At 43.6% G+C, this 18,439-nt stretch carries 19 protein-coding genes and 1 tRNA gene; 4 read left to right on the top strand and 16 right to left on the bottom strand.

What is annotated here, in order from left to right; genetic code table 11:
• Positions 1–32: 32 nt before the first annotated feature.
• The 7 genes from VC188_RS02085 to petA all read right to left on the bottom strand — a co-directional run bounded on the left by VC188_RS02085 (position 33) and on the right by petA (position 6,063).
• Positions 33–1,910 (bottom strand): tetratricopeptide repeat protein, encoded by a 1,878-nt coding sequence (locus VC188_RS02085; protein WP_323482858.1) that lies wholly within the window; start codon positions 1,908–1,910, stop codon positions 33–35.
• An 82-nt stretch (positions 1,911–1,992) separates the two neighbouring features.
• Positions 1,993–2,068, bottom strand: a tRNA-Thr gene (locus tag VC188_RS02080).
• 18 nt (positions 2,069–2,086) lie between these two features.
• The gene (locus VC188_RS02075; protein ID WP_215321326.1) at positions 2,087–2,494 is read right to left on the bottom strand and encodes a ClpXP protease specificity-enhancing factor; all 408 of its coding nucleotides are present in this window, start codon (positions 2,492–2,494) and stop codon (positions 2,087–2,089) included.
• Between the two features lie 29 nt (positions 2,495–2,523).
• Positions 2,524–3,135: a glutathione S-transferase N-terminal domain-containing protein gene (locus VC188_RS02070; RefSeq protein WP_028819209.1), complete on the bottom strand. Its 612-nt coding sequence runs from the start codon at positions 3,133–3,135 to the stop codon at positions 2,524–2,526.
• 99 nt (positions 3,136–3,234) lie between these two features.
• Positions 3,235–4,008, bottom strand: coding sequence for a cytochrome c1 (locus tag VC188_RS02065; RefSeq protein WP_371816837.1), 774 nt, complete (start codon positions 4,006–4,008; stop codon positions 3,235–3,237).
• A gap of 41 nt (positions 4,009–4,049) precedes the next feature.
• The gene (locus VC188_RS02060) at positions 4,050–5,450 is read right to left on the bottom strand and encodes a cytochrome b (RefSeq protein ID WP_215321325.1); all 1,401 of its coding nucleotides are present in this window, start codon (positions 5,448–5,450) and stop codon (positions 4,050–4,052) included.
• Between the two features lie 10 nt (positions 5,451–5,460).
• Positions 5,461–6,063 (bottom strand): ubiquinol-cytochrome c reductase iron-sulfur subunit, encoded by a 603-nt coding sequence (gene petA, locus VC188_RS02055; RefSeq protein WP_072584012.1) that lies wholly within the window; start codon positions 6,061–6,063, stop codon positions 5,461–5,463.
• Positions 6,064–6,200: 137 nt separating this feature from the next.
• Between petA and mscL the strand changes: the two genes are divergently transcribed.
• Genes mscL through VC188_RS02040 form a run of 3 tightly spaced genes read left to right on the top strand, consistent with a single transcriptional unit; the run spans position 6,201 to position 10,054 of the window.
• Positions 6,201–6,623 carry a large conductance mechanosensitive channel protein MscL gene (gene mscL, locus VC188_RS02050; RefSeq protein ID WP_215321324.1) on the top strand — a complete coding sequence of 141 codons (423 nt, stop codon included), beginning with the start codon at positions 6,201–6,203 and terminating at the stop codon, positions 6,621–6,623.
• A 1-nt stretch (position 6,624) separates the two neighbouring features.
• On the top strand, positions 6,625–8,856 hold the full coding sequence (locus tag VC188_RS02045; protein ID WP_323482857.1) for a tetratricopeptide repeat protein: 2,232 nt from the start codon (positions 6,625–6,627) through the stop codon (positions 8,854–8,856).
• A 10-nt stretch (positions 8,857–8,866) separates the two neighbouring features.
• Positions 8,867–10,054: a Do family serine endopeptidase gene (locus VC188_RS02040; protein ID WP_323482856.1), complete on the top strand. Its 1,188-nt coding sequence runs from the start codon at positions 8,867–8,869 to the stop codon at positions 10,052–10,054.
• Positions 10,055–10,073: 19 nt separating this feature from the next.
• Here VC188_RS02040 and VC188_RS02035 read toward each other — a convergent pair whose 3' ends face one another.
• From VC188_RS02035 to VC188_RS02015, 5 genes are all read right to left on the bottom strand, one after another.
• Positions 10,074–10,808: an amino acid ABC transporter ATP-binding protein gene (locus tag VC188_RS02035; RefSeq protein ID WP_323482855.1), complete on the bottom strand. Its 735-nt coding sequence runs from the start codon at positions 10,806–10,808 to the stop codon at positions 10,074–10,076.
• Positions 10,809–10,833: 25 nt separating this feature from the next.
• Entirely contained in the window at positions 10,834–11,502 is a 669-nt protein-coding gene (locus VC188_RS02030) for an amino acid ABC transporter permease (RefSeq protein ID WP_216190701.1), read from the bottom strand.
• Positions 11,503–12,291, bottom strand: a complete 789-nt coding sequence (locus tag VC188_RS02025; protein WP_323482854.1) for an amino acid ABC transporter permease — start codon at positions 12,289–12,291, stop codon at positions 11,503–11,505. It abuts the gene before it with no gap.
• 22 nt (positions 12,292–12,313) lie between these two features.
• Positions 12,314–13,246 carry an amino acid ABC transporter substrate-binding protein gene (locus tag VC188_RS02020; protein ID WP_323482853.1) on the bottom strand — a complete coding sequence of 311 codons (933 nt, stop codon included), beginning with the start codon at positions 13,244–13,246 and terminating at the stop codon, positions 12,314–12,316.
• 294 nt (positions 13,247–13,540) lie between these two features.
• A complete protein-coding gene (locus tag VC188_RS02015; RefSeq protein WP_323482852.1) occupies positions 13,541–14,821 on the bottom strand; it encodes a porin in 1,281 nt (426 codons plus the stop codon).
• A gap of 208 nt (positions 14,822–15,029) precedes the next feature.
• On the opposite strand from VC188_RS02015, the gene VC188_RS02010 reads away from it, so the two are divergent.
• On the top strand, positions 15,030–16,490 hold the full coding sequence (locus VC188_RS02010; RefSeq protein WP_323482851.1) for a sel1 repeat family protein: 1,461 nt from the start codon (positions 15,030–15,032) through the stop codon (positions 16,488–16,490).
• On the opposite strand, the gene tatC is transcribed toward VC188_RS02010, so the two are convergent.
• From tatC to VC188_RS01990, 4 genes are read right to left on the bottom strand one after another with little or no spacing between them, the layout of a single operon-like run.
• Positions 16,466–17,257, bottom strand: coding sequence for a twin-arginine translocase subunit TatC (tatC, locus tag VC188_RS02005; RefSeq protein ID WP_323482850.1), 792 nt, complete (start codon positions 17,255–17,257; stop codon positions 16,466–16,468). The genes VC188_RS02010 and tatC overlap by 25 nt on opposite strands.
• 39 nt (positions 17,258–17,296) lie before the next feature.
• On the bottom strand, positions 17,297–17,773 hold the full coding sequence (tatB, locus tag VC188_RS02000) for a Sec-independent protein translocase protein TatB (protein ID WP_216154326.1): 477 nt from the start codon (positions 17,771–17,773) through the stop codon (positions 17,297–17,299).
• Between the two features lie 57 nt (positions 17,774–17,830).
• Entirely contained in the window at positions 17,831–18,052 is a 222-nt protein-coding gene (gene tatA / locus VC188_RS01995; RefSeq protein WP_215321314.1) for a Sec-independent protein translocase subunit TatA, read from the bottom strand.
• Positions 18,053–18,068: 16 nt separating this feature from the next.
• The gene (locus VC188_RS01990; protein WP_215321313.1) at positions 18,069–18,425 is read right to left on the bottom strand and encodes a histidine triad nucleotide-binding protein; all 357 of its coding nucleotides are present in this window, start codon (positions 18,423–18,425) and stop codon (positions 18,069–18,071) included.
• Positions 18,426–18,439 lie beyond the last annotated feature (14 nt).

Raw genomic sequence — 18,439 nt, 5'->3', positions numbered from 1 at the left:
TAGCTCAAGAGAATGCTTTTGCAAGGTAGTTTTTATTGAATAGAGATATTTTTAGGAGGCGTCTCAAGTAGATACAAGTCATAAGCCTGCAATAGTGCGTTTTCTAAACTCCGAGCGAATTCATTGATATCAAATAAAGGGGTATTCAAGCGATTGCTGGCTAACTTTTCTCTTATGGCATGACATCGAGCCGGATTCAAACCCATTGCTATTGCCAATTCTTCATACGCTTTCTGAGAATTGCAAATCAACTCAGGCAAACCAACGGCTTTCAATAAACTTCCACCCATCCTGGCCGAAAATGTCTTTCCTAGAAAAGTAAGTACTGGTAAGCCCGCCCAAAGGGCATCACTTGCAGTAGTCCCGGCATTATAGGGGGATGTATCCAAAAATAAGTCTGCTATGCGATAACGAGATAGATACTCTGCTCGAGACAAGCGCTCAGCAAAAAAGATTCGAGAGGAATCAATTCCACGAGTACTGAATTCCGCCAATAAGTTCTTTTTAACTGTATCGCTTTCTGCAAGGAGGAGCATGGCACTTTTATCTACCCGCAGCAAAATCCTTGACCAACCATCCAGGATAGAAGGAGTAAATTTGTAATTATTGTTAAAACAGCAATAAACGAATGATTCTTTTGGAATTCCAAACTCTTCTCTCGTAAATACTCGATCTGAAATCTCGCGCTTGGGGTCGTTGGCCTGATAACTTGGAAGATAGATGATTTTTTCTGAATATGCATCCCTGTATTCAGCAGGAATAATGATCTCATCAGCAATGATGTAGTCATAATATGGGGCGGCCATAGTACCTAAATAACCAATATAGCTAATCTGGATTGGGGCTGCGCGGTAAGCAAAAATACTAGGGCGCGAGTTCTGCGTAATCCCACCAAGATCAATCGCAATATCAATTTTCATCTCTCTTGCTAGCTTGGCAACCTGAAGATCACTTTTGGAGGAGACGTCTATAAATTCATCAAAACTGGCTTTAAGACGTTCGCGCATTTCATCAGACTCATCTGCGCCCATAGAAAAGGCGATTAACTCAAACTTATCCTTATCGTGCGCCTCAATTAATCCAGCAATCAAAAATGAGACGGCGTGATTTCTAAAGTCTGGTGAAAAATATCCGATACGAATTTTTATATTTCTTACAGTTTTATCAAACCCACCTAAATCTGATTTAACTGGATTCTCCTTGAACATATAAGCCTGCATTACCTCCTGGATCACAGACGGAGAAGGGCAAATAGACATTAAATCAAAGGGATAAAAAATTTCCTTATTGGAAATATCCCCAATAGCCAATTGCCGCAGTAACTCATGAATATTGGCCCAGTCACATAGTTGCATTTTTGAGCTTAAGTAACCCGACAAGGCAATTCCACTCTTATCCCCAAGCTCAAGCGCTTTTTGATAAGCCGCTATAGCTAGTTCAAATAAATTTAATTTCTTTAGCGCATTACCTGAATTGCTATATGCTTCTGCATAATTTGGCTGCAATGCAATCGCCTGATCATAGCTTTTTACAGCGTCCTCATATCTTTTTAGGTCTTGGTAAAGATTGCCCCTGTTGTTATAGGCCTCTGCATAATTTGGCTGTAAAGCTATTGTCTTTTCATAGCTTTTTAATGCCGCATCAAATTGATTTAGATCCTTCAGAACATTGCCGCGATTGCTATGAGCTAGCCAATTATTAGGATCGATCTTGATTGCCTTATCCAGTGCTTTTAATGCCTCCTGCAAATCCTTTTTGAAGGCATACGTCACCCCCAACAAGCGCAATGCCTCTGAATTTCTGGGAGCTACAGTCAGAGACTGTTTTAATAATTTTTCCGCACCAGCTAAATCCCCATTTTGGAGATAGCCAACAGCCAGGGTCATCAAATTATTAATCAGTGCATGCATATGAAAATTCTAATTGATTAACCAAAAGAGCCAATGCAAATGAAAAAAGCTTCTAAGTGTTTACCTAGAAGCTTTTAGAATTTGGTGCCCCTTGTCCGACTCGAACAGACCACCTACTGATTACAAATCAGTTGCTCTACCAGATGAGCTAAAGGGGCAACGGTTGATATTTTATCCTATTTCACAATCGTCAAGGATGGTCTTGTGGTTTTGGGCTTTTCAGGGGCGCCATCGGTCGAGTCAGCAATATGTAGATCTCGGGCCTGGGCAGGATCAAACGGGAAAGACATCCCTTGGCCATTCTCCCGAGCGTATATGGCTAGAACATGGGTAACCGGGACCATGATCTTTCTTGGAATTCCACCAAATCTCGCTTGGAAGCTGATCCAATCGTTTTCTATCGCAAGCTGATGGCAAGCCTCCAGGGAAAGATTCAGAACGATCTCATCGTTCTTCACAAATTCCATGGGCACTTCTACCCTAGCATCCACAAAAACCGCTATGAAGGGCGTAAAACCAAAATCCGTGCACCACTGATGTAGGGCACGGATTAGATATGGTTTATTACTTGGAATGTCAGACATGCCGACGAGTCATGTACCGCTAAAAATGCTTAGCGGCGCATTACCTTCTCAGAAGGAGTCAAAGCCTCGATGTACGCAGGTCTGCTAAAAATGCGCTCAGCATATTTCAGCAAAGCCGCTGCATTGCGAGACAGATCAATGCCGTAATGCTCAAGACGCCACAACAATGGCGCAATCGCTACGTCAAGCATGGAGAACTCATCACCCAGCATGTATTTGTTTTTGACAAAAATCGGTGCCAACTGAGTCAAACGATCACGAATCGCTAAACGCGCTTTTTCATGAGTCTTTTCAGCAGCTTTACCTTTTTCATTTTCCAAAGCGGCTACGTGCACAAACAATTCTTTCTCAAAATTGAAGAGGAAGAGGCGTGCGCGTGCGCGTGCTACTGGATCAGGTGGCATTAATTGTGGGTGAGGAAAACGCTCATCAATATATTCATTGATGATATTTGACTCGTACAAAATTAAATCACGCTCAACCAAGATAGGTACTTGGCCGTAAGGATTCATTACTGAAATGTCTTCAGGCTTGTTGAACAAGTCGACATCGCGGATTTCAAAATCCATGCCTTTTTCAAAAAGCACCAAACGGCAGCGTTGCGAGAATGGGCAGTTAGTACCCGAGTACAACACCATCATAAATTTATTTCCTTAAATTTCTACTTCAATACAACAAACGCACATTAGCGTTAAATCTTTTTACTAATGAGTCCTAAGCTCAGGACCCATCAAATTCAATTAGTGAATATCTTTCCAATAGGCCTTATTCAAACGCCAAGCCAACAGGGTAAAGATTGCCAAGAACAAGAGCACCACTACACCAAGACGCTTACGCTCTAACTGAACTGGCTCAGCCATCCATGACATGAAAGCAACTAAGTCGGCGATATTGTCGTCATACTCTTGTGTGCTCATTTTGCCGGGAGTTAACTGCTCAAAGCCAACAAAGACTTCTTCTGTTCTGCTTGGGTCATGTGGGTCTTTGTGCTCTTCAAACTTGGCAGCACGCTCACCTTGCAACTGCCAGAGAACGTGTGGCATACCGACTTTAGGGTAGACCAAATTATTCCAACCAGTTTGTGTCGTGTCGTCTTTGTAGAAAGTGCGGAAGTAGGTATAAAGCCAGTCCGCTCCACGAGCACGCGCCTCAACTGATAAGTCAGGCGGAGTCTTACCAAACCAAGCTTTAGCTTCTTTTGGTGTCATCGAGATAGTCATCAAATCACCCACTTTGGCATCAGTCAAAATGAGGTTGTCTTTTATTTGTTGATCAGTCAAGCCAATGTCGCGCAAACGGTTGTAACGCATGCTTGCCGCTGCATGGCAGTTCAAGCAGTAGTTCACAAATATCTTTGCACCGTTTTGCAATGAGGCATTGTTACTAACGCGATTAGGGGCTTGATCTAAAGGAAAGCCACCTTCATTTGCATTGGCATTGACGCCAAAGCTCAGGGCCGCAACCAATACTGTTGCTTGGCAGACGCCCATCAAAGTTTGCAGAATTTGTTTCATACTAATTCCTAATTTCTCTTTGCCAGTATCTCAGGCGTGAATTAATGGGACTTAAAAGTAACGCGTGTTGGAACTGGCTTAAATTTACCAAGCGTGCTCCAGAACGGCATTCCTAAGAAGAAGCCCAGATAATAAATAGTGCATACCTGAGAAATCTTTTCAAACACTGGTGATGGTGGCTGAATACCCAAGTAACCCAAGATCACAAAGCTCACTACAAATACGCCATAAATATACTTATGGAAATCTGGGCGATAGCGAATAGATTTCACGGGCGAGTGATCAAGCCAAGGCAAGAAGAACATGATCACAACAGAACCGCCCATGATCACAACACCCCAGAACTTAGCATCAAACAAGTAGAAGCCAGCCGCCAATACCAAAGCGATTGCAGCACATGCGCCCTTCACCTTGAGATTTTTACTCTTCAGAGCAAACATTCCGAGAATGACTGCCAAAAAAATCCATAAAGGCAGCAAGAAGTTCGTTGTAGTTGCACGCAACATTGAATAGAACGGAGTGAAATACCAAACAGGGGCAATGTGCGGAGGTGTTTGGAATGGGTTCGCAGGAACGAAGTTATTTGCCTCAAGGAAGTAACCACCCATCTCTGGTGCAAAGAACACAATACATGCAAACACCATCAGGAATCCACCCAAATACATTACGTCATGCACGCTGTAATAAGGATGGAATGGGATGCCATCAACTGGATGGCCATTCGCATCTAAGTTCTCTTTAATTTCAACACCATCTGGGTTGTTTGAACCCACTTCATGCAGAGCCAAAATATGGGCTGCAACCAAGCCAACCAATACCAATGGAATTGCAATGACGTGGAATGCGAAGAAACGATTGAGGGTTGCATCACCCACAACATAGTCGCCACGCAACCATAAAGATAGATCTGGGCCAATGAATGGAATTGCGGAGAACAAGTTCACAATCACTTGAGCGCCCCAATAGGACATTTGACCCCATGGGAGCAAGTAACCGAAGAATGCTTCACCCATCAAACACAAGAAAATTGCGCAACCGAAGATCCAAATGAGTTCACGCGGCTTGCGATAAGAACCGTAGATCAAACCACGGAACATATGCATATAAACCACGACAAAGAACATAGAGGCGCCAGTGGAGTGCATATAGCGAATCACCCAGCCCCATGGAACTTCACGCATGATGTATTCAACTGACTCAAAAGCCTTTGCAGCATCAGGCTTGTAGTTCATGGTCAAGAAAATACCGGTCAGTATCTGATTTACCAACACTACGATAGCTAATGCGCCAAAAATATAGAAAAAATTCAGATTTTTTGGAGCGTAATACTCGCTCATGTGACGCTTAAATGCTTCTGTTACGGGTAGACGTGAGTCAACCCAAGCCATTAACTTTTGGGCTGCGGAGGCGTCTGCTGGGACTTGTTTTTCTTGGAATGCCATTTATCTCTCCTTAGGCCTTCTTGTCTTCGCCAACCAGAATCTTGGTGTCGCTCAAATACATATGTGGCGGCACTTCAAGGTTATCTGGGGCTGGTTTGTTCTTAAATACACGGCCTGCCATATCGAATGTAGAACCATGGCATGGGCAAAGGAAGCCGCCTGGCCAAGTGTTTGGCAGGGATGGCTGAGGACCAGCCTCAAACTTAGCATTAGGAGAGCATCCCAAGTGGGTGCAAATACCAACCACTACCAGGTACTCAGGCTTGATAGAGCGCCACTGATTCTGGGCATAAGGAGGCGTGAATTGGGATGGGTCACGCAGTGAATTCGGATCAGCCAATTCGCTATCAATTTTGGACAACTCAGCAACTTGCTCAGGCGTACGACGAACTACCCAAACAGGCTTACCGCGCCACTCCACCATTCTCATTTCATCTGGCTGCATACCAGAGATATCGATTTCAACAGCAGCTCCGGCGGCTTTTGCACGCTCAGAAGGCTCAAAACTGTCCACAAAAGGGTAAAGGGCTGCGGCTGCACCTACGCCACCAACCGCCGATGTGGCGATCAACCAGTTACGGCGATCCTTGTCCATACAGGGCTTGTCACTCATTTACAAAATTCCTAAAAAGGGTATTTATGGGTGGAAATTGCTTAAAGGTAGGATTTTAAAGTAAAAAGTGGGGTAAGCAAGAAAGTTATGGGGTTAATCTCGGGTTAAACGGGATCTAAATTAAAAGGAAGGCATTTATGAGCGTTTTAAAGGAGTTTCGGGACTTTGCCGTCAAGGGCAATGTGATCGATTTGGCGGTGGGCGTCATTATTGGCGGCGCCTTTGGGAAAATCGTAGATTCCCTGGTAAATGACATCGTTATGCCTGTTATTTCGACCCTTTTGGGAGGTCATATCGACTTTACCAACCTATTTATAGTCCTAGGACATGTCCCAGAGGGGGTGCCTAGAACATTTGATGCCCTCAAAAAAGCGGGGGTGCCCATCTTTGCCTATGGCAATTTCATCACCATTTCCATCAATTTCATCCTTTTAGCCTTTGTCATCTTCCAAATGGTCAAAGTAGTTAATAAGATTCGTCTGATGGATGCTCCCCCTCCCCCACCTGTGCCAGAGGATGTAGTGCTGCTCCGCGAAATTCGCGACAGTCTAAAAAAATAATTTGTCCAATTACTCTCATCAAGAAGCGCAGGAGCAATCGCAACTCATTTTTCAAAATGGTTTGCGATTGCTACAACAAGGAAAGTCTGAAGAGGCAGATAGCCTTTTTTTAGAAGCGCACTTACTTGATGTAAAGAACGTTGATGTCCTAAATATTTTAGGCATCCGCGCATATCAAAAAAATGAATGCCAAAATGCATTACGCTTTCTCAACAGCGCAAATGAACTGGCACCTCACTCAGCACAAACATTAAGCAATCTTGGGCTTACACATAACGCATTATTAGATTTTCAATCGGCACTAGAGTGTTTTGATTTAGCTATTACCAGCAATCCCAACATTCCGGAGACGCACAATAATCGCGGCAATGCTTTAAAGGGTTTAGATAGAAATCTGGAAGCCATTGGCGCTTATCAACAAGCTCTTTTACTGCGCCCCGACTATGCCGAAGCCTTTAGCAATCAAGGTGTCATCATCCTGGAAGAGGGAAGCCCCCAAAAGGCGATACCTCTTTTTGAAAAAGCCTTGGCACTCAATACCAATCTATCAGCTGCATGGAATAACCTAGGAAATGCGCTTACTCAATTAGATCTGTATCAAGATGCATTTCAATGTTTTGAGCGCGCTCTGCAAATTAATAGTAGCTATTTAGATGCGTGTTTAAATTTTGGCAACAGTCTTAAAAAAGCAAAACAGTTCAACACAGCTATCGATTGTTATCAGCATGCATTGAAGATCAATTCACATCATCCGCAAACCTACTATTTATTAGGTGAAATCTATTACGACACTGGCGATGCTGATCTTGCAAAAACGTATTTGGCCAAATCACTAGAGCTCAATCCTCAAAATATCGAAGCACAATTTGCATTAGCTATTGCCCAAATACCTAAGGTCTACAAAAGCAAAGAAGAATTGCAAGAATCAAGGAAAACTTTTACAAGGCAGCTGGATATATTGGAGGGGACGACTTCTAAAAGAGGGGCGGCAGGAAAAATAGAGGGCCTTCTTGGTAAGCATCCTTTCTATTTGGCCTACCAAGATGAAAATAACGTTTCCCTATTGAGCCGGTATGGAAAAATTTGCGTAGAGCACGCAAAGATTATTCAAAATAGCCTTATTCAGTCTGCCGTAACAGCGGAAGATTCTCAAAAAATCAAGGTAGGGATCGTGAGTCAGTATTTTTGCAAACATCCAGTATGGGATGCCATCACCAAGGGCTGGGTAATGTCCTTAAACCCAGATCAATTTGAGATACAAATCTTCAATACCAACGGCGTAGAAGATGGCGAGACAGAATTCGCCAAAGAGAAGACTGCAAACTATATCAACTGCGGTAACTCTGTTCAAAGGGCAGCTCAAGTGATCGCGAAGCAGAATCTAGATGTACTGCTTTATCCAGAAATCGGCATGGACATGACTAGCAAGGCCCTCGCCTGCCTTCGTTTAGCCCCTGTTCAAATTGCTAGCTGGGGTCATCCTGAAACTACTGGTATCCCCACAATAGACTTCTACCTATCAGCCAAACTTCTAGAGCCCCAGAATGCACAAAGTCTTTATAGCGAGACATTAGTTCAGTTGCCAAGCTTAGGAACCTATATTCAACAAGAAAAAGTGGTGGCGATGGCTCCTGATCTAGCCAGCCTTGGGATCGATCCGACTCTCCCAATACTGTTATGCGCGGGCTCGCCCTCTAAGTACGACCCAAATCATGATTCTATTTTTGTAAAAATTGCCAAGAGACTAGGCCAATGTCAATTTATCTTCTTTGACTTTGATGAAAATCTCACCGCACTTTTGAAAGAGCGGCTTCAGACTGCCTTTGCTCATGCAAAACTCGATGCCAGCCAATTTCTGCGCTTTATTCCCTTTCTTAAAAAGGAAGAGTTTTATGGGCTTATGCAAAAAGCAGACTTATATTTAGACACTATAGGATTTTCAGGATTCAATACAGCGATGCAAGCTTTAATATGTGACTTGCCCATAGTCACTATTGAGGGGAGCAGAATGCGGGGTCGGCTTGCTAGTGCAATCCTCAATCGCATTGGGCTTGAAGACCTTGTGTGTCAATCGGATAGTGCTTATATTGATTTGGTAGTAGAGTTAATTCAAAACCAACATTTACTAAATTCCTATAAAGAAAAGATTGCGGAATCTAAAACAATCTTATTTGATGACTTAGAGCCTATCAGGGCTTTGGAAGATTTCCTCATTCAACAAATTCGCCAATAAAACGATCCAGATGTATTCTTCCCTCCAAAAATATTGGCTCTTATTTGCGCAAGCCGTTACTGTGATGTTGGCAGCTTTGTTTATTGTTGCCACTTTAAAACCTGAGTGGCTTTCAGAGTCTAGGGTAGGTTCTTTGGTTGATACGGTCTCGCTAAAAGAAAGCAACTATGACGGGCAACTGAGCCCTGGTTCGTATCACGAGGCTGTGAAGCGCTCAATGCCAGCGGTCGTCAACATTTTTACAAGCAAAGCCTCCGCTAAGCCAAAGACTCGAAAGGGTGGAAGCCCAAATTCTGCAGATCCTTTATTTAAATTCTTTTTTGGGGATCAGCCGCCAGAGGAAGAGCCCAGTTCAAGCCTAGGGTCAGGAGTCTTAGTCAGCCCCGAAGGCTACATCCTGACTAACCATCATGTTATTAGCGATGCAGATGACATTGATGTGGCTTTATCAGATGGTCGAAAAGTAAAAGCGCAAGTGATTGGTAGCGATCCAGAAACTGACATTGCTGTATTAAAAATTGAAGCCAAGAAATTACCTACCCCAATTACTCTAGGCAAAGTTGAGTCTGTGCATGTAGGCGATGTGGTTCTAGCAATTGGCAATCCATTTAGCGTCGGCCAAACAGTCACTTCCGGGATTGTTTCTGCATTAGGTCGCGACCACGTGGGCATTAATACCTTTGAAAACTTTATTCAAACCGACGCAGCAATTAACCCCGGAAATTCTGGTGGCGCACTGATTGATACTCGCGGGAATCTGATTGGCATAAACACCGCGATCTACTCAAATAATGGCGGGTCTATGGGCATTGGCTTTGCGATCCCCGTCAATCTTGCTAAGCAAGTCATGGAGTCCATCCTAGCCAATGGCAGCGTTACTAGGGGGTGGATAGGAGTCGAGCCTCAGAACCTCTCCATAGAGCTCTCAGAGTCCCTAGGACTGCCTGCCAATACTGAAGGCGTTCTCATATCTGGCGTGCTTGAGAATGGCCCTGCAGCACGTGGAGGGATAAAGCCAGGAGATGTGCTGATTACGGTAAACGGCAATCCAATTAAGGATGTGCGGAGCCTACTGAATCAAATTGCTCAAATTAGTCCAGGCAATGACGCCAAGCTCACGATTCTGCGCAAAGGCAAAGAAATGGAGCTAATAGCTCAAACTGGAAAGCGCCCAAAACCAAAACAGCTTACTAACTAATGGGTGACTTTGCTAAAGGCTAATGGGCCAGTATTTTTGATAGAAACTCTTTTGCTCTTGGTGAGCGAGCCTCAGGATTATCAAAAAATTCAGCTTTGCTGCAGTCTTCAACGATGCGCCCTTGATCCATGAAGATCACACGATGACTCACCTTTCTAGCAAAACCCATCTCGTGTGTAACGCAGCACATTGTCATGCCTTCGTTAGCAAGCTTAACCATCACATCCAAAACTTCACCGACCATTTCGGGATCCAGGGCAGAAGTAGGTTCATCAAATAACATCACTATGGGGTCCATACTTAAAGCCCTGGCAATGGCAACGCGCTGTTGCTGACCGCCGGATAACTGGCCTGGAAATTTATCTTTCTGTGCTAGCAACCCCACACGCTCTAAATACTTAAGCCCATGCGTGTTTGCTTCATCGGTGGTTCTTCCTAACACCTTCATTTGCGCAAGCGTTAAATTTTCTGAAACGCTTAAATGTGGAAAAAGCTCGAAGTGCTGAAATACCATACCCACTCTAGCGCGTAGCTTGGGTAGGTTAGTTTTTGGGTCATGTAACTGGACTCCATCAACCGATATTTCACCTTTTTGAAATGGCTCTAATGCATTAATTGTCTTAATTAAAGTCGATTTACCTGAGCCTGATGGTCCACAGATAACTACCACCTCTCCCTTCTGGATCGTTGCACTGCAATCAGTCAGCACTTGAAAGGAGCCGTACCACTTTGATACGTTACGAAGTTCAATCATGATGTATTAGTAACTTAAAAAATAATTAACGAATGATGGCGACTTTGGCATGAATCTTGCGTACCACCTTAGACAGCGAGAAACAAATGAGGAAATACGTAAAAGCAGCCAAGAGGTAAGTCTCTATTGGACGGCCATAATTTTTACCTGCAATCTCAAAGCCCTTGAGTAAATCATAAGCACCAATTGCATAAACCAAGGATGTATCTTGAAATAAAACAATGGTTTGCGTCATAAAGACGGGAATCATGTTTCTAAAGGCTTGTGGAAGAATAATAAAGCGCATGTTTTGCCCGTAAGTCATTCCTAAGGCTTCCGCTGCATATGCCTGCCCCTTTGGAACTGACTGAATTCCAGCCCTCACAATCTCCGAAAAAAAGGCAGCCTCAAATGCAATGAAGGTAATGGTGGCGGATAAGTCAGCACCAATGGGTTTACCAATCAGCATTGGTATTAAAAGGAAGAACCAGAGGATAACCATCACCAATGGAATTGAGCGCATGGTATTGACGTAAAAAGTAGCTGGATATACCAATGATGGCTTCCCAGATAAACGCATCAGCGCTAAAAATGTGCCAAATATTATTCCGCCAATAGTGGCAAGTACTGTTAACTGCACACTAAAGAGCAAGCCCTTCAGAATGTAATTAGTAAACAGTTCCCAGTTATAAAAACTTAGATCCAGACTAAACATTTAGTGAGCCCCCGCGTCGCTAGAGGCCACAATGAAGCCAGGTATACGAGTTCTTTTTTCAATCAATGCCATCACACGATTTACAGCAAATGCAGATAAAGCATACAAAAATGTTACCGCTAAATAGATCTCTACACCATGCGATGTTTCCTCTTGAGCTTGCATTGCAAATAAGGTGAGCTCAGGAACTGAAACTGCAAACGCCACGGATGAATTCTTAATCAGATTCATGCTCTCGGAAGTGAGTGGAGGAATAACAATACGCAATGCCATCGGCAAAATGACATAGCGATAGCTTTGCGCGGTCGTCAGACCTAAAGCAGTCGCCGCCATACCCTGACCGCTTGGTAGCGCCTGAATCCCCGCCCTCACTTGCTCAGCAATACGCGCAGAGGTAAAAAAGCCTAGCGCAATACTGACTAACCAATAAGAAGGCAAAGCCTTTAAAGGTAAGACAAAAGCAGGAATCACGTGGTACCAAAGAAATACCTGCACGAGAATAGGGATGTTTCTAAAGAGCTCAACCCATGCTGTTGAAAATCGCACCAACCATTTGTTTAAAGTGCTAGTCTGTGGCAGCGTGCGAAATGTTCCCATCACCGCACCTAAGACCAATGCAATAGCAAGGCCTAAGATCGCAACCGCTAAGGTCCAACCCCAGGCCTTGAAAAGCCAGTCTAAGTAACTTGGGTCAGCATTTTGCCCAAGCCCAAACAATGAGGAGAAGCAGTGATCAACCACCTCTCCATCTAAGGTGCTTTTACAGAAGACACCTAAATCTAATGACATAGTAGAAACTTATTTTTATTGATTACTTCTTGTTGTAGTCTTCTGCAGGTTTGTCATTCAAATTAGCCCAAGCATTTTTAGTTGCTGGAGATAGCTCAAGACCAACTACGATATTTTTTGGCGGAATTGGCGACAAGAACCACTTATTCCACAATCCAGGCATTTTGCCATTCGCAACAATCTTCGCAATAGCTGCGTTTACAGCGGCCTTGAACTCAGGATCATTTTTAGAAACCATGATGGCAATTGGCTCAGTACTCAAAACTTCACCAACAATTTTGTAATCTTTTGGATTCTTAGAGTTGGCAATATTTCCAGCCAAAATAGATCCATCCATGACAAATGCGTCGGCGCGTCCAGACTCCAGCAATAAGAAACTATCGGCATGGTCTTTTCCAAATACTTCATCAAAATTAACGCCAGTCGCTTTTTCATTTTTGCGCAAAAGTTGCACAGAGGTAGTGCCGGTAGTGGTTGCCACTTTTTTACCGTTTAAGTCAGCAATAGATTTAATTCCCGAATTTGCCTTCACGGCAATGCGAACCTCTTCCACGTAAAGCGTATTTGCAAAGCCAACATCTTTTGCACGGTTTACATTATTGGTTGTTGTGCCGCACTCAATATCTACGGTGCCGTTTTGAACCAAGGGCACACGATTTTGGGAGGTAACAGGCTGATAATTAATACGCAGCGTGCTCATTCCAAGCTTATCTTTAATGTCAGCCAAAATCATCCGGCAAATTTCGACGTGGTAGCCGTCAAAACGGCTATCGCCAGTGGTATAGGACATTGGTATAGAGGATTCGCGAACCCCCATGGTGACAGCACCGGATGATTTCATTTTATCCATAGTTTGGCTACCAGCATGTGCACTAGATGCAAAAACTAGTGAAGCAAACAGTACAAATGGTGCGGACTTAGAGAAAAGTGAACCGTTATTTATTCTTTTCAACATTTTTAACCTTTATTTTTGTTGCTGATGAATTTCATCTATTAGCGCATTTTCATTTTAGGATGCACGTGCCGTTGATCTATCCACTTTTTAGCAGACTTTTCACCTTTAATCTATAAAAAATGCTTGATCTAAGTGCATCTACTTACAGTTTTTATGAAATGAATTGATATTGCTTGATTTATGATTTGTTTTTTCATTCAAATCCCAATAACAGCAAAAGAAAAACCCACTGTGTTGCCACAGTGGGTTATCTAATACTAGACCAATCTTCAACTAGCTTACGCTAGCATCAAATTAGAAAGTGTGACGCACACCAACTGCATAGTTGCTGTAACCACCGCTAGTAGTTACACCGGCAGCAGCAGAGTTAGATGTCAAAGACTGACCATAGATAGCATACAAGTTTGTACGCTTGCTAAGGTAGTAGTTAGATCCCAACTGCCATGCGTTGAAGTTAGCTGTTGGTGTATTTTGACCAAATGCTGTGTAACGACCTAAACCAGCAGAAGCCCAACCTTCGATTGTTGGAGTAATGTAGCTACGAACACCAATCTGCTCAGCTTGACGCTTGAGGTAGTAGTTAGTAGATGCACTAGAAGTTACTTTACGGTTTGTATAGTTAGCGAAAGCCTTCAAGATGCCAAAGTCATACGTACCTGCAACATAAAACTGGTTATCAGTTGAGTTGAATGCACCACCACTTACAGTTGTAGCACCGTTACCCTGAGCTTGAGTCCAAGCAGCAGGAGTATTGCCAGTTGCGCCAGTTGTGAATGGAGTTACGTTACCAACTGTTGTCAATTGCTTGAATGACTGATACGCAGCAGTTGCATAGAACTTGCTGAATGTGTAATCAGCACCTAAGCCCCAACCGCTAGCATTAGTATTGCCACCAGCAGTTGCTACGCCAGTAGTAGAGTCAACTTGTGATGCATTTTTGTTATTCAAAACATAAACAGCGCTACCTGTGAAGCCAGCAAATTTATCAGACTTCAAAGACAAAGTGTTAGATGTGCGAACAGTCAATGCATTGCTGTTGGCGCCATCATTGCTATTACCTGAAGAGTTGGCAGGATAAATTACGCTACCAGCCATATTGTTGGTTTGGCCAGGATCAGTAGCTGCCAAAGCATTAAACATTGGGGTGTACTGAGTACCAACAGCGAATTGGCCAATACCATTCTTATGCAAACCAACAAATGTTTGACGGTTTAATAAACCACCAGAGTTTGCGTCTACGTTGTTTGCTTTTGTGCCGCTTACAGTAGTAGTGCCGTTCAACTGTTGATCATTTGGGTATAGTTGGAATTCAGCGGTGAAGAAAGCCTGTGAACCGTTACCTAAATCTTCTGTGCCTTTGAAGCCAATACGTGATGTTTGCTCAGCAGAAGAACCAAATTGGTTAGTAGTAGTCTTAGCCTGACCACCGTTGTTAACGTTTGATGAGTTTGATACACGTGCGTTAGTACCAATGTAACCAACGTCCAAGATACCGTATACGGTTACGCTGGACTGAGCTTGAGCAGCGCCAGCAATAGCTGACAATGCTGCGAGTGCTAATAGCGATTTTTTCATTCTTTAAATCTCCAAAAATTAAAAGTAATGCCCAAATAAAACTGGGACCTACGAATTTTGCTTCTTTTGCCTCACCAGACTGGAGGTCAGGGTATTTAGGAGATCTTTTTGCTTGTCAAAAGGTAGTTTTTTGGCTTTCTTCGTTGTATCTCGGCAACAAGACCTTTGTTTTCTGTCTTTTATGGGCCTTAGATGACAAAATTGTCACATGGCAAGCCGCGAATTCTTAAAAATCCTCAGTTCAGCACGATTGGGTGACGTTTCTGCACAACAAAAACTGGCTTCCGCATATTTAACGGGCGCTTTTAAAACCCCCATTCAGCCTGCCAACGCCCTCATTTGGTTGGAAAAATCCTATTTTTCCATTACAAATCAATCACTTGAAAATAAAAGCTCAGGTGATGCTGAAATTCTTGATCTTTTAAGCCAGATTGCCAACATTCCGCTTGCTGAAACCTTTAGCTCACCTGCCTTTGGGTTTGGCTGGGACTCTTTTTGGAAGTTAGCTGAAGCTGAAAAGGCCTCTGATGCCAATCTTGCTGCTAAATGGCAGCTTGTTAACCTATTAATTAATCCTGCCAATCAGAGTGTCCAATCGCAACTGGCAGATTGGCTCAAAAAGAATTCATCATCAACTCTAGAAAAATTATCTTCTTTGGATGTTGCCGGCATTCAAAAGATTGCTAAACAATATTTACAGGATCTTGCAGATGGGGAATCTCTTTTCGCAAACAACGCAAAAGAGTTGCTGATTAAATTGCAACCTAAGAATGAAGCTCTCTCCTCCCTCTGGAAGGTATGGCTTGATGATCAAAATGACGATGCATTAATTCAAGCTGCTGAGCTTGGTTTGACAGTTGCGAAACTTACTCTGGGCTTACGCCTCGCACAACTCGACGAACGGGTTGAGGTGGCAGAAACAAAATCCAATGCCTCACTAAAAAAAGCTGCCTATTGGTTAGAGCTTGCTGCCAAGGATGGCGATCGAGATGCCTGGTATGCACTCGGCGAAATTTATCGTCGCCCGCAGTTTTCTGGTTACAACGCCGCAGAGAGTGATCGCTGTATTGATCGTGCCGCCGATCTTGGTCATCCACAAGCACAACTTCGTAAAGGCGCCAATTTGTGGCGCAAGCGTGAAAAGAGCGAAGAGAAGGTACGCGGTCTGCAAGCCTCCTATTGGGTATGGCAAGCCCACCAGCAAGGCGTGGCAGAAGCTAAAGAGTTGCTCAGCAAGATTTTGGAAAGCTGCCCTAACCCTAAAGAAAATGAATGGTATGAATTAGCTCAATGCGCTGAAGTGGCGATTAATCACCATGCCGAACATAAGGTGGATGAAGATTGGTTATTGCTTTGCCATCGCATCATCATTGCTAACCAATTTAATTTTAGTAAAGCAGAATTGTTATTGAGCGAGGTAGGGCAGCTACAGCACGAGCATTGTGTGGTGGTAGATATTCGCTGGGAATTACCAAAGATCTTGCCTAGATTGATTCAGATTGAAACGATTCAACAACGTCGCGCCCTCTTGGCGGCTGGCAAAGCCTTTGCTGGCTCGGAGATGGATCTGGAGGGCAATTTACGCCAAAGACGCTATCGCTTTGATCGCGTTACCAACTGGCTTACAACGACTTTCTCCAAGAATCAGGTCGACGCAGAAGTTGATTGATCAGTTTCGGTATCCTCATCGGAGGGTTTTGGCACGTAAAAGCGCGCAACCAATAGCCCTATTTCATAGAGCAAGGTCATGGGTACGGCTAGCAATAATTGAGAAAGTACATCGGGTGGTGTCACTACAGCTGAAATCACAAAAGCTCCCACAATCACGTAAGGGCGAATTTCTTTCAGTTTAGCCAGGGGCACCATACCCATGCGCACCAAGACAACCACCACAACAGGCACTTCAAAAGTAATACCAAATGCCAAGAAGGTTGTCATGGCAAAACTTAAATAGTTATCAATGTCGGTCGACATCTCAGCACCCAAGGGTGCGTTATAGCTAGCCATGAACTTAAATACCGTTGGAAATACTAAAAAGTAAGCAAACGCCATACCAGCAATGAACAAGGTATAGCTACTCACGACCAAAGGCAGAATGAGTTTTCTTTCATGCAAATACAAACCAGGCGCAATGAATGCCCAAAGTTGATACATCACCACTGGTAGAGCGATGATGAATGCGACTAGCATGGTGACCTTCATCGGCACAAAGAATGAACCTGTGACGTCCGTCACAATCATCTTGCCACCGGCAGGCAGAGCCTCCAATAAAGGCTGTGCAAACAAATGGAAAATATCTGGCGCCCAGTAGACTAGACATACGAAGACAACAATAATTGCGAGCGCTGCTTTAATTACGCGATCACGTAATTCAAATAAGTGGGAAAGAAAGGTTTCTTGTAATCCCGAATCTTCAGTTGAATTGTTTTCAGTCATGCGTAAGTGTTTTTATTATTTTACTTTTTACTATTATTTTTATTTGCCAGCACTGTGATGAAAGCGCTTCATCCTAGCAGCGCCAGATTGCACTCGAGTACGAATGCCAGCGGAACGCTTAAACCAAAGCGGCCTTGCAGCTCGACGCACACCCCAGCTGTTGCGGCCTTGGCGCTTAGTTTTACGAAGCACTTCTTTTTCATCTAAGGGCGGCTTATCAAAGCTCGTTTCAAAAATATCTGCTTGATCGCTTAAGTTAGCGCTAGCCTCTTGAACCGTAGAGCCGATACTGTTTTCAACCTCTTTGAGAGTGGCAACAGTTTCTTCTCGAAACTTTTTAAATTCCTCCACCTCCATCTGACGACTCACTTCAGACTTGACGTCCGCCATATAGCGCTGTGCACGGCCAAACAAATTACCAGCCATGCGAGCTACTTTAGGCAGGCGCTCTGGTCCAACCACCACCAGAGCAACTACAGCAATCAGCGCAAGTTTTGAAACTCCGAGATCAATCATGTAACGCAGTTATTTAAATGCAGCATGAGTTTCAAGTGCGCTTCAGCTATTAGTTAGTTATTTGTTTACGTCTTTAGCTTGCACATCAACAGTCTTGTCTGCTGTTGCAGTACTTTGTTGAATTTGTTCTTTAGGCTCTTCAGCAGATTTCATGCCATCTTTAAAGCCTTTTACAGCGCCGCCCAAATCTTGGCCGATATTGCGCAATTTTTTGGTACCGAACACCAACATCACGATCACCAAAACAATTAACCAATGCCAAATGCTAAATGAACCCATTTTTAATCTCCTTGGATTATTTTTTCCAGGGGCGGGGACCGCCCATCACATGTAAGTGCAAGTGATAAACCTCCTGCCCACCATCCGCACCATTGTTCACCATCAACCTAAAGCCACCATCCTTACCAGGACGACAGCCTTGCTCTTTGGCAAGACGCGGTGCTAATTCCATCATTTTACCCAGCAAAGGAGCATCTACGCTTTCTGCTGACTCCAGCATGGGGATATGCTTTTTAGGAATCATCAAAAAATGGACTGGCGCTGCCGGGTTGATATCTTTAAAAGCATAGATTTCCTCGTCCTCATAGACCTTCTGAGAGGGAATTAAACCTTGAGAAATCTTACAAAACAGGCAATTAGGATCGTGTGACATGCTTTTTCTCGTAT

Origin of the sequence: Polynucleobacter sp. MG-28-Ekke-A2 (assembly GCF_035012985.1) — a bacterium.
Taxonomy (GTDB): Bacteria; Pseudomonadota; Gammaproteobacteria; order Burkholderiales; family Burkholderiaceae; genus Polynucleobacter.
Note: the sequence above shows the minus strand (reverse complement) of the source record. Positions and strands in the feature narration are given on the sequence as shown.

What these genes read in the sequence shown, in the direction of transcription:
- VC188_RS02085 (WP_323482858.1), bottom strand. Translation starts at nt 1,910, where the DNA reads ATGCATGCACTGATTAATAATTTGATGACCCTGGCTGTTGGCTATCTC.
- VC188_RS02075 (WP_215321326.1), bottom strand. Translation starts at nt 2,494, where the DNA reads ATGTCTGACATTCCAAGTAATAAACCATATCTAATCCGTGCCCTACAT.
- VC188_RS02070 (WP_028819209.1), bottom strand. Translation starts at nt 3,135, where the DNA reads ATGATGGTGTTGTACTCGGGTACTAACTGCCCATTCTCGCAACGCTGC.
- VC188_RS02065 (WP_371816837.1), bottom strand. Translation starts at nt 4,008, where the DNA reads ATGAAACAAATTCTGCAAACTTTGATGGGCGTCTGCCAAGCAACAGTA.
- VC188_RS02060 (WP_215321325.1), bottom strand. Translation starts at nt 5,450, where the DNA reads ATGGCATTCCAAGAAAAACAAGTCCCAGCAGACGCCTCCGCAGCCCAA.
- petA (WP_072584012.1), bottom strand. Translation starts at nt 6,063, where the DNA reads ATGAGTGACAAGCCCTGTATGGACAAGGATCGCCGTAACTGGTTGATC.
- mscL (WP_215321324.1), top strand. Translation starts at nt 6,201, where the DNA reads ATGAGCGTTTTAAAGGAGTTTCGGGACTTTGCCGTCAAGGGCAATGTG.
- VC188_RS02040 (WP_323482856.1), top strand. Translation starts at nt 8,867, where the DNA reads ATGTATTCTTCCCTCCAAAAATATTGGCTCTTATTTGCGCAAGCCGTT.
- VC188_RS02035 (WP_323482855.1), bottom strand. Translation starts at nt 10,808, where the DNA reads ATGATTGAACTTCGTAACGTATCAAAGTGGTACGGCTCCTTTCAAGTG.
- VC188_RS02030 (WP_216190701.1), bottom strand. Translation starts at nt 11,502, where the DNA reads ATGTTTAGTCTGGATCTAAGTTTTTATAACTGGGAACTGTTTACTAAT.
- VC188_RS02025 (WP_323482854.1), bottom strand. Translation starts at nt 12,291, where the DNA reads ATGTCATTAGATTTAGGTGTCTTCTGTAAAAGCACCTTAGATGGAGAG.
- VC188_RS02020 (WP_323482853.1), bottom strand. Translation starts at nt 13,246, where the DNA reads ATGTTGAAAAGAATAAATAACGGTTCACTTTTCTCTAAGTCCGCACCA.
- VC188_RS02015 (WP_323482852.1), bottom strand. Translation starts at nt 14,821, where the DNA reads ATGAAAAAATCGCTATTAGCACTCGCAGCATTGTCAGCTATTGCTGGC.
- VC188_RS02010 (WP_323482851.1), top strand. Translation starts at nt 15,030, where the DNA reads ATGGCAAGCCGCGAATTCTTAAAAATCCTCAGTTCAGCACGATTGGGT.
- tatC (WP_323482850.1), bottom strand. Translation starts at nt 17,257, where the DNA reads ATGACTGAAAACAATTCAACTGAAGATTCGGGATTACAAGAAACCTTT.
- tatB (WP_216154326.1), bottom strand. Translation starts at nt 17,773, where the DNA reads ATGATTGATCTCGGAGTTTCAAAACTTGCGCTGATTGCTGTAGTTGCT.
- tatA (WP_215321314.1), bottom strand. Translation starts at nt 18,052, where the DNA reads ATGGGTTCATTTAGCATTTGGCATTGGTTAATTGTTTTGGTGATCGTG.
- VC188_RS01990 (WP_215321313.1), bottom strand. Translation starts at nt 18,425, where the DNA reads ATGTCACACGATCCTAATTGCCTGTTTTGTAAGATTTCTCAAGGTTTA.